This window comes from Paenibacillus sp. S-38 (genome assembly GCF_049942825.1).
In the GTDB taxonomy this organism is placed as follows: domain Bacteria; phylum Bacillota; class Bacilli; order Paenibacillales; family NBRC-103111; genus Paenibacillus_G.
Map to the genome: position 1 here is coordinate 3,577,855 of NZ_CP187970.1, position 12,810 is coordinate 3,590,664.

Sequence of the window (12,810 nt, forward strand, 5' to 3'; positions counted from 1 at the left end):
CGATGAGTCAAACAGAAGCCGTAAGAAGCCCCGGCGGTGTGATCGTCCAGGAGGGGGGCACGGGCAAACAGGCACCCGCCCCTTCGCAGCCGTCCGCAAAGTATGAGGATCGCGTGAAGTCGCAGAAGCGCAAGGACCTGTGGAACGCGATATGGCGCGGCAGTGTGCTGCCGGTGTCCATCCTGGTGATCTGGCAGCTGCTCGGCACCTTCGAGCTCGTCTCAGAGACGATCCTCCCGACCCCGGTCGCCATCGTGCAGGCGTTCTGGGAGCTGCTTGTCTCCGGCGAGCTGCTCGGGCATCTGGAAATTTCGCTCTGGCGCGCGGCCGTGGGCTTCGCGGTAGGTGGGACCCTTGGACTGCTCTTCGGGTTGGCGGCGGGCCTGTTCCGCGGGGTAGAGCAGTCGGTCGACCCTTCGATTCAGATGCTGCGTACGGTGCCGCATCTGGCGGTTACGCCCCTGTTCATCCTGTGGTTCGGCTTCGGGGAATTCTCGAAGATTCTGCTGATTGCCAAGGGGGCCTTCTTCCCGCTGTACGTGCAGACGTTCCTTGGGATCCGCAGTGTGGACTCCAAGCTGTTCGATGTGGCGAGGGTGCTCGAATTCAGCCGGCTGCAGCAGGTGACCAAGCTTGTGCTTCCTGCCGCACTGCCGAACATTCTGCTGGGCCTCCGGCTGTCCATCGGGGTGGCATGGCTCGGCCTCGTCGTGGCGGAGCTCATGGGCTCCAGCGAAGGGGTCGGCTACCTGATCCTCGACGCGCGGCAGTTCTCGCAGACGGCCGTCGTTTTCGTAGGGATCGTTATTTTTGCTACGGTAGGTAAAGGCTCGGACTCGCTGGTGCGCCTGCTGGAGAAGCGTCTGTTGAAATGGCGTGACAGCTACAAAGGGTAATTCATTGCTCGGATGAGGGAGGCTTGACATGAAAATTCAAATTGAGCCGCTGCAGCGCAAGCAGCTGCTGGGAACCGCCGGCACGCACCGTGTGGTGCTGGACCAGCCGGCGGAGCGGGGTGGAGACGACGGCGGCTTCCGTCCGACGGAGCTGTGGCTGATCGGCCTGTCCGGCTGCGCGGCAGGGACGCTGAAGGGGCTCGCCCGGGAGAAGGGCTTTGCCCTCGATCGTGTGAGCATCGAAGCTGTAGAGGAAACGAATGGGGAGGGGACGATCTTCCGCGTCACCTTCCATACGACCCTTGAAGGCGCCTTGACGGATGAGGAGAGAGATGAGCTCCTCCGGGAAGTGAAGGGACGCTGCAAGGTGGTCAAGACGGTGCACCCGTCCATCCATGTGGAATTCCTGGATGCGCGCAAATCCAGCGTCCTCGCGGGAGTCGGCGGAGACTCGGAGCAGCAGGAGCCGCCGGAAGCTTGCTCTGCCGAAAGCGGAGCGTGCTGCATCTAGGCAAGGATCAGGGGCAGCCCCGCCGGATCAAGCAGGGGAAGTCCATACATAAGAAAAGAGGGAAGAACAATGAGCATGGCATACCGCAGATTGGGCCGGACCGGGCTCAAAGTTTCAAATGTAAGCCTGGGAACGATGGCCTTCGGCCGCTGGATCGACGAGAAACAATCCGCCGATGTGCTGGACACAGCGCTTGATGCGGGGATTAACCTGATCGATACGGCCGACGTGTACGGATCAGGCATGGACAAGGGCAATCCGCTGGAGACGGGGGAATCCGAGACCATCCTCGGGCGGCTGCTGGGCACAAGGCGGGAAGCGGTCGTTCTGGCGACCAAGGTGCACGGACGGGTGGGACTTGGGCCTAATGATGCCGGCCAGAGCCGGTATCACATCTACCGCGCCGTGGAAAATTCCCTGAAGCGGCTGAAGACCGACTACATCGACCTGTACCAGGTACACCGGTTCGATGAAGAAACGCCGCTCGAGGAGACGCTGCGCGCGCTGGACGATCTGGTGCGCCAAGGCAAGGTCCGTTATATCGGCGCTTCTAACTATGCCGCCTGGCAGCTGGCCAAGGCGCACGGCATCTCGGCGCTGCACGGCCTTCACCGCTATGAGAGCGTCCAGCCGGAATACAGCCTGATCAACCGCGGGATCGAGCAGGAGCTGCTGCCCTTTGCCGGCTCCGAGGGGGTCGGCGTGATCGTGTACAGTCCGCTCGGCCGCGGGCTGCTCACCGGCAAATACGCCTATGGACAGACTCCGCCGGAGGGCTCGCGCGGTGCCGCAGGGGAGAAGCGGCTGCAGACGCTGCTGGAAGAGGAACGCTACTTCGAGATCGTCGAAGGGCTCGGTGCCATCGCACAGCGCAAGGGCTGGACGCTTGCCCAGCTTGCGCTGAACTGGGTGGTCGGCAGACCTCACGTGACCTCTGCAATCCTAGGAGCTTCGCAGGCTAAGCATATTCTGGATTCCACGGCCAAACTTGGTGAGAGCTTGAGTGACGAGGAGCTTCGGGAGATTGATGAGTTAACCCGGCCGGGGCTCGGCCGCCGCAAGGCGGGTCAGGCACAGTAACCCGGGCAGGCCGGAGCTGTTTGACAGAAGTGCAGCGACGTTTAGACGTTTAGAACATTCAAAAAGGGACTGCCCCAAGCTTTACGACTCGGGTGCAGTCCCTTTGATTTTGCCCGGCGCATCTCTGACGGCCGCCGGCTTGAAGACGGCGACGGGTTCGGTCTGCTCCTCCGCATGCTGGGCTCCGCCCGGCGCCTTCGGTCCCTTCTGTTTCGGCCGGATGGCGAAGAGTGCGGTGAGCACCCCCAGAATCGAGACGCCCGCGAGCGAATAGAATAGGGCTGCCGTCGTCCACTTCATGCCGATCGACATCAGCGGCGGACCTGCGGCTACGCCGATGAACCGCATAGAGCTGTACACCGAAGAGACCGTGCCGCGCTGTTCTTTCTCGATGCCCTCCGTGATGAGGGCGTCCAGGCACGGCAGGGCGATGCCGATGCCAATACCGCCGATGCCGACAACGAGCAGCAGCAGCCAGAGCGTCGTGATGCCGAACCAAGCCATAAAAAGCATGGATGCGGTCAGGATCACAAGTCCGATAACGGTCACCCACTTCATCCGCAGCTTATCCTCACCGATCCATTTGCCCGTGAGATAAGAAGCGAGACACAGGGCGGAGAGGGGCACGGCGAGCAGGCCGCCTTTGGGTACCCCGTCGATGCCGTACAGCTCCTCCAATAGAGTGGAAAGATAGAACAGTACGGCGAAGAGCACCAGCATGCCGATAATCCCTATTAAGAAAATCGCGCTGAGCCAGCGTCCTTTTACTTTGGCTATATTTACCAAAGATTGCAGGAATGCGGAGAATTTCGGTTTCTCCTTATCCTTGGCTGCCGGAGGAACCTTGACCAGGAAAGCGACGAGCAGGATGGAGATCAGGCACAAGACCGGAATGGACAGAAAGACAGCATACCAGGACAGCAGGGCGAGCAGTGATCCAGCAATGGGACTGAGCACCTTGCCGAACGTATTGGAAGTCTCGACGATCCCGAGCCCCCTGCTCACATCCTGTTCCTTCTTGAACATGTCTCCGACCAGCGGAAGCACGATCGGGAGTCCTCCCGCAGCACCGATTCCCTGAATGCACCGTCCGATCAGGATGACCGCGAACGTGTAGGCTCCGGCAAACCAGTGGGCCGTCCCGCAGAGGAGTCCTCCTACCGCTGCAATGAACAGGCTCGGGATGATGATCTTCTTGCGCCCGAACACGTCCGACATGTACCCCGCGATCGGGATCAGGACGATCGCTACAACGGAGTACAGCGTAATAATCAGCGAAATCTGAAAGGAGGTGACCGCAAGCTCCCGCTTCATCAAAGGAAGCGTCGGAATCAGCATGGAATTACCAAGGGTCATGATGAGCGGTATGGATGATACGGCGACAAGATCCCAAGTCTTTTTGGCTTCCAGTCGGGTTACCCCCTTGGGTAGGTCATAATGGCACAGCTGCGATGCGGGAGGTTTCCGGTAGCCCGGTCAACGCACAAGTGTTATTTTGTTACAGATTCAGCCGATTTATGCGGGGTCAGCGGATGTCGAAAAGCAGGGGTTATTGTCAAACTATTACCCTCTATTATATAATGTGGAAGTTCATTGAGAGAAAGGGGAATTGACCTGTGTATAAAAATAAGATGGTATTATCTGTCATTATGAGTCTGGCGCTTCTCGTCAGCGCTTGCGGCACGAAGCCGGCAGAGCAGACCTCCGGCAGTGCAGGTTCCGGCGAACCGGCTGCAGCTAACACAACGAAGCAGGAATCGAAGTTGGATGCGATTAAAAAAGCGGGGAAAATTATTGTGGGGACGAGCGCTGACTATCCTCCGTACGAGTTCCATAAAGAAGTGAACAAGAAAGACGAGATCGTTGGCTTCGATATTGAAATCGCCAAGGAAATAGCTAAGGATCTCGGAGTTAAGCTTGAGATGAAGGACATGAAGTTCGAAGGTCTGCTCCCCGCACTGGAAGCAGGTAACGTCGATTTCATTATCTCCGGCATGACACCAACGCCTGAGCGTCAAAAGTCGGTTGACTTTACGAAAATCTACTATACCGCCGTTCAGCGTGTAGTGGTTCGTGCAGAGGACAAGGCAAAGTATACAACGATCGATTCACTGAAAGGCATGAAGGTAGGCGCTCAAAAGGGAGCAACCCAAGAGACGATCGTAAAGGAACAAATGCCGGGCTCCGAAGTAAAAGCGATCGGTAAAATTACCGACCTCATCATGGAAATGAAGACAAAGAAAATCGAGGCGCTGGTGGTAGAGCAGCCGGTGGCGGATGCTTTCCTCAGCAAAAACCCGGACCTCGTGTATGCTGATATTAAGCTGACGACGGAAGACAGCGGCTCGGCGATTGCCGTGAAGAAGGGCAGCACTGACCTGGTAGAGGCCATGAACAAGACGCTTGACCGTCTGATCGGAGACAAGTCCATTGACAAGTTCGTGACGGAAGCCAACGCATTGGTGGAGCAATAAGCTTCACTAAGCATATACAAAAGAAGGACCCGGCGGGACACGCTGCGCAAACCCATGGATTCTAACTTGTGCAGCAGCGCCTCCGTCGGGTTTTTGTTTGTCATTCAATAACCTAGGCAGCAAAAGATAAAGAAAGGGGGGGAATCGATGGATTTCTCGTTTTTGTCACAGTATTACGGTTTTTTTATTGAGGGAGCCCGCGTCACGCTGATCCTCTCTTTGTTCACTGTTATTTTCGGGGTGATTCTCGGGGTGATCATTGCCTTGATGAGGCTCTCCAGCCTCTGGCCTCTTAAGTTCTTCGCTTCCGCCTATGTGGAATTTATCCGTGGAACACCGGTGCTCGTACAGGTATATCTCTTCTATTACGGATTGCCGATGGCAGGGGTGGAATTCCCCCAGGTGCCTTTCCTTGGTTCCAACTTCCCGGATATGATGGCCGCCATCATGGCGCTCTCCATTAACTCCTCCGCATATGTGGCCGAGACGTTCCGTGCAGGAATTCAAGCGATTGACAAAGGACAGATGGAAGCCGGCCGCTCGCTTGGCCTTACCCATGCCATGACGATGTGGAACATTATTCTTCCACAGGCGCTGCGCAACATTCTGCCGGCACTCGGCAACGAGTTCATTGTCGTGATCAAGGAATCTTCGATTGTCTCGGTCATCGGGATCGGTGAATTGATGTACAAAGCGGATACGATTAAAGGTAATACGTACCAAGCCTTCGAACCGCTGATCGTGGTGGCCGTGATCTACTTTATCATCACCTTCACGCTGTCGAAGCTGCTTGGCGTGGCGGAGAGGAGGATGAAGACGCATTGATTAACGTAAAAGCGCTCGAAAAAGCCTACGGCTCCAATCAGGTGCTCGACGGCATCGATATCGAAATCAGCAAGGGCGAAGTGGTTGTCGTCATCGGTCCCAGCGGCTCGGGTAAGAGTACGTTCCTTCGCTGCCTGAATCTGCTCGAAGAGCCGACCGGCGGAGATATTGAGTTCGACGGCGTGTCGCTGCTGAAGGGCAAGCAGGACATCAACCGGCTCCGGCAGCGGATGGGCATGGTGTTCCAGCAGTTCAATCTCTTCCCGCATATGACGGTGCTGAAGAACATTACCTTGGCGCCCCTGAAGCTGAAAAAGCTGAACGGGGAGGGAGCCGAGAAGGTGGCGAGGGACCTGCTGCGCCGGATCGGCCTGGCCGACAAAGCGGATAGCTTCCCAGGCCAGCTCTCCGGAGGTCAGAAGCAGCGGATCGCCATTGCACGCGCACTGGCGATGTCGCCGGACGTGATGCTCTTCGACGAGCCGACCTCGGCACTCGACCCGGAGATGGTCGGCGAGGTGCTCGACGTGATGAAGGAGCTCGCTGCGGAGGGGATGACGATGGTCGTCGTCACGCACGAGATGGGCTTCGCCCGTGAAGTCGGCACGCGGCTGATCTTCATGGACGGCGGCAAGATCGTCGAGCAGGGGAGGCCGGCGGATGTCTTCGCGAATCCGCAGCATCCACGGACTCAAGAATTTTTGCGTAAAGTCTTGTAATCGCAGCAAAGCCGCAGGCTTCTCTTCCCGAGATGCCTGCGGCTTTGCTGTTATTTTGATGAATTGGGCCGTAATAAAGCCTGCTGCTGCACAGCCGCATATCAAGGGGCCGGCTGTAAGGTGCATCCGGTTTAGCCGGCGTGCGCAGCCCCCTTGACCTTGCGGGCAAACTCTTCCCGGACCGCGGAGAGCAGGGCAGGGTCAGTGATCACGTCATAGGCCGTCTGAGCCAGCACCTTAGCACCGAGAAGCATGCCCTCGAAGGCGCGCGGCTGCATCGCCAGGTCGCGGAATTCGACCGTGTGCAGCAGATGGCGCTCGTCGACAACCTTAATGTAGGGGTGGATCGCCGGACAGTGACGCGACACGTTGCCGAGGTCCAGCGACCCGTGGTCCTGGCCGGTGCCGATCTCGCTCTCCGGTACGCCCATCGCAACCAGGTTGGCCGTGAACGCAGCGGAGAGGACTTCGTTGGTGTTCAGCTCGTCGTAGGAGTATTCGTAATTGGACCACTTCAGTTCCGCTCCGGTCTGAAGTGCCGCTCCTTCAGCGCAGCGGAGCACTTTCTGTACGACCTCGTCGGTATACGGTCGGTTCGCCGAACGGATATAAAATTCCGCCGCGGCATAGTCCGGAATGATATTCGGGGCTTTGCCGCCGTGCGTGATGATGCCGTGGATACGGGCATGGCTGCGCAGCTGCTGTCTCAAGGCACCGATGGACTGAAAGAGGAGCAGCACGGCGTCCAGCGCGTTGACGCCTTCGTACGGGCTTGCAGCGGCGTGAGCCGCCTTGCCGGTGTACTCGAAGCGGATCGCATCCATGGCGAGCGACTCGCCGGATTTCTCGTAAGCATAGTAGGGGTGGGCCATCAGAGCGACGTCCACGTCATCGAACAGGCCTGCGGCGGCCATCGTGACTTTGGCTCCCTTGGTTTCTTCAGCCGGAGTACCGTAGACGCGGATCTCGCCGCCAATGTCGTCGATGACGCTCTTGAGCCCGACGGCCGCTCCAAGACCCATGACGCAGATCAGATGGTGGCCGCAGGCATGGCCGATCTCCGGCAGGGCGTCATATTCACACAGGAACGCTACGGTCGGCCCGGGCTTAGCGGCGCGGTATGTACCAAGGAACGCTGTCGGCAGATCCAGCACGGGGGCTTGGACCTCGAAACCGCTGTTCTTCAGCGCCTCTACCAGGCGGGCGGACGCTTTCCATTCTTCATGCCCGAGCTCCGGATTGTCGCCGATATAACGGGAGATGCCGGTCAGCTCGCCGGCATGGGCGTCGATGGTCGTGATGATATGTTCTTTCATGGTTTCCTTCCGTCCTTCCTGATCCTCGTGCGCTATCCTTTCATTATAGGCAAAGGCTGCAGGCGTTGCAAAGTATGGAAGCTGCGATGAAAACGCAAACAAAAAAGGCCTTCAGGAATAAACCCTCGGGCCTTGGGGTGTTCATTTTGAAACTGGTGTAACTGGCATTCTCTGAGCGGTATACGCTGCGATCTTACTGAAGGTTGCGGCGGGCGTCAATGATCTGCTCTTCCAGCTGCTTCTTGATCTTGTGCATCGCATCGACTTCCAGCTGGTGATTCTGAGGGAAGCGGGTACCGGTCAGGGCCAGGGCCTCGTTCAGCGTAAGCTCAACGGAAATCTTCTTCTCTTGGGATTCGCGAACTTCGTGAGTCATGTCGCATCGCTCCTTCTGAATGGTTGTGGCCAAGGTTTTGTATCGAAAAAAAATTGAGAGTTTTGGGAGTCTGTTGTGAGGAAAACCCTTGATTTTCCTTGGTTTTAATATAACATATCATGTAACATTTAGCAAGCGGAGAATAAAAAAAGAGGCTCATTTTTCGGGGGGAAAAATGGCCTCCGCTTATTCGACTTTTTCCTTCATCCGCAGCCGCTGGATACCCAGTACCACGTCATCGATCTCTTGGCTCAACTCGACCACTTGGGGATCGACAAAGCTGCCTATTTGTTCCACCAGCCTGTAGAGCTGATGCTGCATCTGCTCCAAGTGGCGTTTGAGTTCCTGTTCTTCCATCCTCATCTTACCCCAATTCTAGAACATAGTTACGATGAATTTATTTTATTATAATCTATACCGTTTGGGATTTTTGTAAATCCCTGTCGAAGACTTATAAAAATTTTGTGACATATTTGTGCAGATGGAATAGAAGGAGGAGGAGAGCGGCATATTAGCAAAATGGAGGTGAACGGACCGATGGTGGATAGTGCGAAGGCGAATACGCGAAACAATCCGAATTTCAAGGAAAACAAATTCACCGAAGAGGAAGCGATCATGCATGCCGACAAAGCGGCACAGCGTCCTCCGAGTCTGAATGAGATTCAGAAGGAAACGAATCCGCAGTAATCCGTATGGCCATGGAAGTGAGCAGAATCATCTGGCCAACCGCCCGGCAATCCGCCCGGCGGTTCTTGGCGTTCCGTTGTATATGGCACGGCAAGGTTCCAAGCCCCCAATCGTAAGGAAGCGGCAATCCCCGAAGCCCCGCTGCACTTCCGGAATTACCGCTGAAGCAACTTGCGTCAGACTATTCCTCGTTGACGTCGCTGTTATGCCCTTGGGCCAGGTTATGCAGCTCCTCGGCGAGCTCGGCCGGAAGACGTGTCCGGAAATACCCGACGACCGCATCCACCGCTTCGTCCGCCTGGCCCTCCGTGATGCCGGCCTGCTCGCAGACCAGCTTAACCAGTTGATGTTTCATGGCGGCACCTCCTCCCCGAATAGGTAGTCCAAGACTTCAATAGGATGTGCCGAATTGTGGTTTTTATGTGGGGGGTTTGGTATAGTAAAAGAAACAGGTGCGGGGTACGGCTGCTGGAATCCAGAGACCGGACAGGCACCGCTTACATAAGAAGGAGCTTGGCGCATGATCATCGTACGCAACTTAAGCAAGAGCTTTCCGCCGGATTCGCGCGTGCTGCAGCGGCTGAGCTTCCAGGCCGATGAAGGAGAGCTGGTTACACTGCTCGGAGCGAGCGGGAGCGGGAAGACGACCTTGTTCCGCTGCCTGATGCTCCAGGAGAAGTGGGACGAGGGGCAGTATATTTATGAGGGGAACGATATTACGAAGGCGGGATTCAGTGAGAAATTCAAGCTGCGCAAGCAGTGGGCATACCTTGAGGAGAAGCCGAAGCTGAATCCGAAAAAATCCGCTCTGAAGAACGTGCTGAGTGCGCTGCTCTTCCGAAAATCCTGGGTGCGCTTTCTTACCGGCACGGTGTCGGAGGACGACCATTTGGAGGCCATGGATTACCTGGACCGGGTCGGCCTGCTCGATAAGGCGCATGAGCCGGTGGAGAAGCTCAGCGGCGGGGAGAAGCAACGGGTCGCTGTCTGCAAGGCCATGATCAAGGGAGCGCGGGTTATCTTCGCAGATGAGCCCGTATCGGGCCTCGATCCGGAAGCGGCGAGCCGGGTGATGGAAGACCTGCAGAGCATCTGCCGCAAGCACAAGCTGCTCGTGTTCTGCTCGCTGCACCAGATCGAGCTTGCGGAGCAATACGGCTCGCGCATCTGGGGGCTGTCGGGAGGCAGGCTGGTGGTCGATATCGCAGGACGCCGGCTGACGCAGCGGGAGAAGGAGCTTATTTTTTAACCGGGCACTTATCGATATCAGTTTCATACGGACATGAAGAAAACAGGCCGGCGAGCGATAAACTCTCCGGCCTGTTTGGGTTAGGATACAACGCCTGGAACCAAATACTCCGCGATCCGTCTGCCGTGCAGGCGTCCGGTCTCGATGAACACCTCGTTGGCGTTGGAGCCTGAGGCGGCTACGCCCGCAATGAAAAGCCCGGGCACCGTCGTCTCCATCGTCTCCGGATCATGCTCCGGACATCCGTCGGCTGCCCGCAGGGCCGCTCCGGCTCCGGTGAGCAGGGCACGGTCCGGCCGGAAGCCTGTCAGGGCCAGCACAAAGTCATTTGGAAGCTCGAAGCTTCCTTCCCTGCCCGTGACGGTCACGGAGTCCTCTGCAATAGCGGTGACCCGGGAGCCGAAGTGCATCCGGATCTTTCCTTTGGCCACCATGCTGTCAAAGATCGGGAGCACCCATGGCTTGATGGAGGGGGAGTAAGCTTCTCCCCTGTAGACCACTGTCACCTCGGCCCCGACCTTGAGCAGATCCATGGCGGCGTCGATCGCCGAGTTGCTGCCTCCGATGACCACGGTACGCGTTCCGCTGTACGGATGGGCTTCCCTGTAATAATGGGTAACCTTCGGCAGTTCTTCGCCGGGGATACCGAGCAGATTCGGATGATCGAAGTACCCCGTTGCCACAACGGTATATCGAGTGCGTACGGTATGGACAGCGCCGGAGCCTGTCTGCACCGTAAGCTCGAAGCCGCCTCCGGGCAGCGGCTGGATGCCGGTTACGCTCTGGTAAGGCCGGATCTCGATGCCGCTGCGCTGGGCCACGGTCCGATAGTAGGTCAGCGCCTCCAGGCGGGTCGGCTTCTCATTCGGCGTAGGGAAGGGATAGCCGCCGATCTCCAGCAGCTCCGGGGTGCTGAAGAAGGTCATATAGGTTGGATACAGATAGATGGAGCGCGCGACGCACTCTTTTTCAATGATGACGGGCTTCAGCCCTCGTCTCTGCAGCTCCAGTGCGGCCGATAAGCCGCAGGGGCCGGCACCGATCACGATAACGTCCTGCATAGTCAACACCTCGTTAGCTTCTCTTGAGGGCGGGATGCATGCTCCCGCCTCATGTATCTCCCTATAGTACTGCAAGCCGGAGGAGGATGCCAGTCCTGCCTGACCGGAAGAGGAGTTGGGGCAGCGGGTGGACTCTTCCTAAACCTCAAGTATCCGGAAGATTCATAGGAATAGAATGCGAGAAAAGGAATAAAGATAGAATATAGAGATAGAATGTAGAAATAGAATATAGAGATAAGAGATAGAATCGGGGATTCATGGGCTGCGCCCGCGGCCTACCGATGCGCCCGTCTTCGAAGGAGGCAAGAAGCATGTTCATTGTACTCAAAAACCGGCTTCCCGCCCTGACCAAACGCAGGGGGCAGCTTCTGCTGCTGGGATTCCTGCTCGGTCTTATCCTGTCGCTTATGATAGGAGCCCTGAGCGATATGCCGCTGTTTCACAATCCGTCCCGCCATTACACCTACTCGACCTACAAAGCGGCGAATGGTGTGAAGCTGCATGCCATGCGGACGGTACCGGACAATATCGTGCTGAAGCCTATCCGCTCGAACGTAACGAGGACGGAAGAGTTCGGCATCAACGGAGGCTTCTTCTGGAACGGGGATCTGCTCAGCATCGCCGTGATGAACGACATGCCGATCCGCGGGGTGCCGCATGAATATGGCTCCGGCTGGACGAACATCGATTACCCCAAGGGGACGCTGGTCTGGGACGAAGCCGCCGGACGATTCTCCGTTCAGGTGGTGGAGGGCGCCAACCAGCTTCAGGTTACGGACCGCAGCCGGTATTGGGCCCAGGGCGGCGTGAGCATGTCGCTCGGTGCCGGCGCGCAGTGGGCCGACCAGGCTAAGAAGGAGGACATGCCGGCCTTCGGGGAGGCAAGGCTTCGTTCCGGCGCCGTCTATGACAGGATGAACAACCTGTGGCTGCTCGTGTCGGATCAGCCCTGCACGGTGCCCGAGTTCCGCGCTGCGGTGCTCGAGGTCATTGCGCCGGGACAGCTCGTGGACGGCATCTTCCTCGACGGGGACGGATCGTCACAGATGAGAAGCAGGCAGGTAGCGCTTAAGGGAGACTCCCGCGAGGTGTACCAGATGCTGGCGCTGCGGCGTAAATAGGGGGAGGCGTAGGGGGAAGGTCGCTGCTACAGCCGCCGCTAGCCAAAGCTACAGACAGCAGCTAGAGACAGCAGCCGCAGACCAAAGCTGCAGACAGCAGCTGCGGACAGAAGCAGCAGACGAAAGCAACAGACCAAAGCTACATACCAAGCAACAGACCAAAGCTGCAGACCAAAGCTGCAGACCAAAGCAACAGACCAAAAGTCAACTTCTTTTTACGGCCTCCCTTTTCGATTCAAATGCTTCCGAAGTGAAAATTCAAGGCTGGGCGCGAATACTTTAATACGTGCAAAGAGTCATTTGGGGTTATAAGACAGTCCTAAGGGTGAAGGACTGTCTTTTTTTGCGCTTCCAGGCACTTTTTAGACAAAATTATGGATTCTAGAGGAAATTATGCAACATTATTACTATTTCTTCCGTATTATTCTATGTCATCCCATTTTCCGCAGACGTACATAAACGGGAAGGGAACAGCGGTCTGCGTATCCCGCTGCG

At 57.1% G+C, this 12,810-nt stretch carries 15 protein-coding genes; 9 read left to right on the forward strand and 6 right to left on the reverse strand.

Features of this window, described 5'->3' with window-relative positions:
* The first annotated feature begins 2 nt into the window (after positions 1-2).
* The 3 genes from ACP26L_RS16435 to ACP26L_RS16445 all read left to right on the forward strand — a co-directional run bounded on the left by ACP26L_RS16435 (position 3) and on the right by ACP26L_RS16445 (position 2,487).
* Positions 3-896, forward strand: coding sequence for an ABC transporter permease (locus ACP26L_RS16435; RefSeq protein ID WP_426454099.1), 894 nt, complete (start codon positions 3-5; stop codon positions 894-896).
* A 28-nt stretch (positions 897-924) separates the two neighbouring features.
* Positions 925-1,407, forward strand: a complete 483-nt coding sequence (locus tag ACP26L_RS16440; RefSeq protein WP_426454100.1) for an OsmC family protein — start codon at positions 925-927, stop codon at positions 1,405-1,407.
* Between the two features lie 69 nt (positions 1,408-1,476).
* Positions 1,477-2,487, forward strand: coding sequence for an aldo/keto reductase (locus tag ACP26L_RS16445; protein WP_426454101.1), 1,011 nt, complete (start codon positions 1,477-1,479; stop codon positions 2,485-2,487).
* Between the two features lie 81 nt (positions 2,488-2,568).
* Here ACP26L_RS16445 and ACP26L_RS16450 read toward each other — a convergent pair whose 3' ends face one another.
* Positions 2,569-3,897 carry an MFS transporter gene (locus ACP26L_RS16450; RefSeq protein WP_426454976.1) on the reverse strand — a complete coding sequence of 443 codons (1,329 nt, stop codon included), beginning with the start codon at positions 3,895-3,897 and terminating at the stop codon, positions 2,569-2,571.
* Between the two features lie 239 nt (positions 3,898-4,136).
* On the opposite strand from ACP26L_RS16450, the gene ACP26L_RS16455 reads away from it, so the two are divergent.
* The 3 genes from ACP26L_RS16455 to ACP26L_RS16465 all read left to right on the forward strand — a co-directional run bounded on the left by ACP26L_RS16455 (position 4,137) and on the right by ACP26L_RS16465 (position 6,505).
* Positions 4,137-4,961 (forward strand): ABC transporter substrate-binding protein, encoded by an 825-nt coding sequence (locus tag ACP26L_RS16455; protein ID WP_426454103.1) that lies wholly within the window; start codon positions 4,137-4,139, stop codon positions 4,959-4,961.
* 147 nt (positions 4,962-5,108) lie between these two features.
* Positions 5,109-5,786 (forward strand): amino acid ABC transporter permease, encoded by a 678-nt coding sequence (locus tag ACP26L_RS16460; protein WP_426454104.1) that lies wholly within the window; start codon positions 5,109-5,111, stop codon positions 5,784-5,786.
* Positions 5,783-6,505, forward strand: coding sequence for an amino acid ABC transporter ATP-binding protein (locus ACP26L_RS16465; protein ID WP_426454105.1), 723 nt, complete (start codon positions 5,783-5,785; stop codon positions 6,503-6,505). The genes ACP26L_RS16460 and ACP26L_RS16465 overlap by 4 nt, the downstream gene beginning before the upstream one ends.
* Before the next feature lie 131 nt (positions 6,506-6,636).
* Here ACP26L_RS16465 and ACP26L_RS16470 read toward each other — a convergent pair whose 3' ends face one another.
* The 3 genes from ACP26L_RS16470 to ACP26L_RS16480 form a co-directional block, all read right to left on the reverse strand.
* Positions 6,637-7,821, reverse strand: coding sequence for a M20 family metallopeptidase (locus tag ACP26L_RS16470; RefSeq protein WP_426454107.1), 1,185 nt, complete (start codon positions 7,819-7,821; stop codon positions 6,637-6,639).
* Between the two features lie 193 nt (positions 7,822-8,014).
* Positions 8,015-8,197 carry a hypothetical protein gene (locus ACP26L_RS16475; protein WP_426454109.1) on the reverse strand — a complete coding sequence of 61 codons (183 nt, stop codon included), beginning with the start codon at positions 8,195-8,197 and terminating at the stop codon, positions 8,015-8,017.
* 186 nt (positions 8,198-8,383) lie between these two features.
* A complete protein-coding gene (locus ACP26L_RS16480) occupies positions 8,384-8,554 on the reverse strand; it encodes a Spo0E family sporulation regulatory protein-aspartic acid phosphatase (protein ID WP_426454111.1) in 171 nt (56 codons plus the stop codon).
* Between the two features lie 162 nt (positions 8,555-8,716).
* Here ACP26L_RS16480 and ACP26L_RS16485 point away from each other — a divergent pair, with 162 nt between their 5' ends.
* Entirely contained in the window at positions 8,717-8,884 is a 168-nt protein-coding gene (locus ACP26L_RS16485; RefSeq protein ID WP_426454112.1) for a hypothetical protein, read from the forward strand.
* Positions 8,885-9,065: 181 nt separating this feature from the next.
* On the opposite strand, the gene ACP26L_RS16490 is transcribed toward ACP26L_RS16485, so the two are convergent.
* Entirely contained in the window at positions 9,066-9,239 is a 174-nt protein-coding gene (locus tag ACP26L_RS16490) for a hypothetical protein (RefSeq protein ID WP_426454114.1), read from the reverse strand.
* Between the two features lie 165 nt (positions 9,240-9,404).
* Between ACP26L_RS16490 and ACP26L_RS16495 the strand changes: the two genes are divergently transcribed.
* Complete coding sequence (locus tag ACP26L_RS16495; RefSeq protein WP_426454116.1) at positions 9,405-10,133, forward strand: phosphonate ABC transporter ATP-binding protein; 729 nt, start codon at positions 9,405-9,407, stop codon at positions 10,131-10,133.
* 80 nt (positions 10,134-10,213) lie between these two features.
* On the opposite strand, the gene ACP26L_RS16500 is transcribed toward ACP26L_RS16495, so the two are convergent.
* Entirely contained in the window at positions 10,214-11,194 is a 981-nt protein-coding gene (locus ACP26L_RS16500; protein ID WP_426454118.1) for a YpdA family putative bacillithiol disulfide reductase, read from the reverse strand.
* Between the two features lie 311 nt (positions 11,195-11,505).
* On the opposite strand from ACP26L_RS16500, the gene ACP26L_RS16505 reads away from it, so the two are divergent.
* Positions 11,506-12,315: a hypothetical protein gene (locus ACP26L_RS16505; protein WP_426454120.1), complete on the forward strand. Its 810-nt coding sequence runs from the start codon at positions 11,506-11,508 to the stop codon at positions 12,313-12,315.
* Positions 12,316-12,810 lie beyond the last annotated feature (495 nt).

Coding starts and splice junctions, on each gene's coding strand:
- ACP26L_RS16435 (WP_426454099.1), top strand. CDS start 3: ATGAGTCAAACAGAAGCCGTAAGAAGCCCCGGCGGTGTGATCGTCCAG.
- ACP26L_RS16440 (WP_426454100.1), top strand. CDS start 925: ATGAAAATTCAAATTGAGCCGCTGCAGCGCAAGCAGCTGCTGGGAACC.
- ACP26L_RS16445 (WP_426454101.1), top strand. CDS start 1,477: ATGAGCATGGCATACCGCAGATTGGGCCGGACCGGGCTCAAAGTTTCA.
- ACP26L_RS16455 (WP_426454103.1), top strand. CDS start 4,137: ATGAGTCTGGCGCTTCTCGTCAGCGCTTGCGGCACGAAGCCGGCAGAG.
- ACP26L_RS16460 (WP_426454104.1), top strand. CDS start 5,109: ATGGATTTCTCGTTTTTGTCACAGTATTACGGTTTTTTTATTGAGGGA.
- ACP26L_RS16470 (WP_426454107.1), bottom strand. CDS start 7,821: ATGAAAGAACATATCATCACGACCATCGACGCCCATGCCGGCGAGCTG.
- ACP26L_RS16475 (WP_426454109.1), bottom strand. CDS start 8,197: ATGACTCACGAAGTTCGCGAATCCCAAGAGAAGAAGATTTCCGTTGAG.
- ACP26L_RS16480 (WP_426454111.1), bottom strand. CDS start 8,554: ATGGAAGAACAGGAACTCAAACGCCACTTGGAGCAGATGCAGCATCAG.
- ACP26L_RS16485 (WP_426454112.1), top strand. CDS start 8,717: ATGGAGGTGAACGGACCGATGGTGGATAGTGCGAAGGCGAATACGCGA.
- ACP26L_RS16490 (WP_426454114.1), bottom strand. CDS start 9,239: ATGAAACATCAACTGGTTAAGCTGGTCTGCGAGCAGGCCGGCATCACG.
- ACP26L_RS16495 (WP_426454116.1), top strand. CDS start 9,405: ATGATCATCGTACGCAACTTAAGCAAGAGCTTTCCGCCGGATTCGCGC.
- ACP26L_RS16500 (WP_426454118.1), bottom strand. CDS start 11,194: ATGCAGGACGTTATCGTGATCGGTGCCGGCCCCTGCGGCTTATCGGCC.
- ACP26L_RS16505 (WP_426454120.1), top strand. CDS start 11,506: ATGTTCATTGTACTCAAAAACCGGCTTCCCGCCCTGACCAAACGCAGG.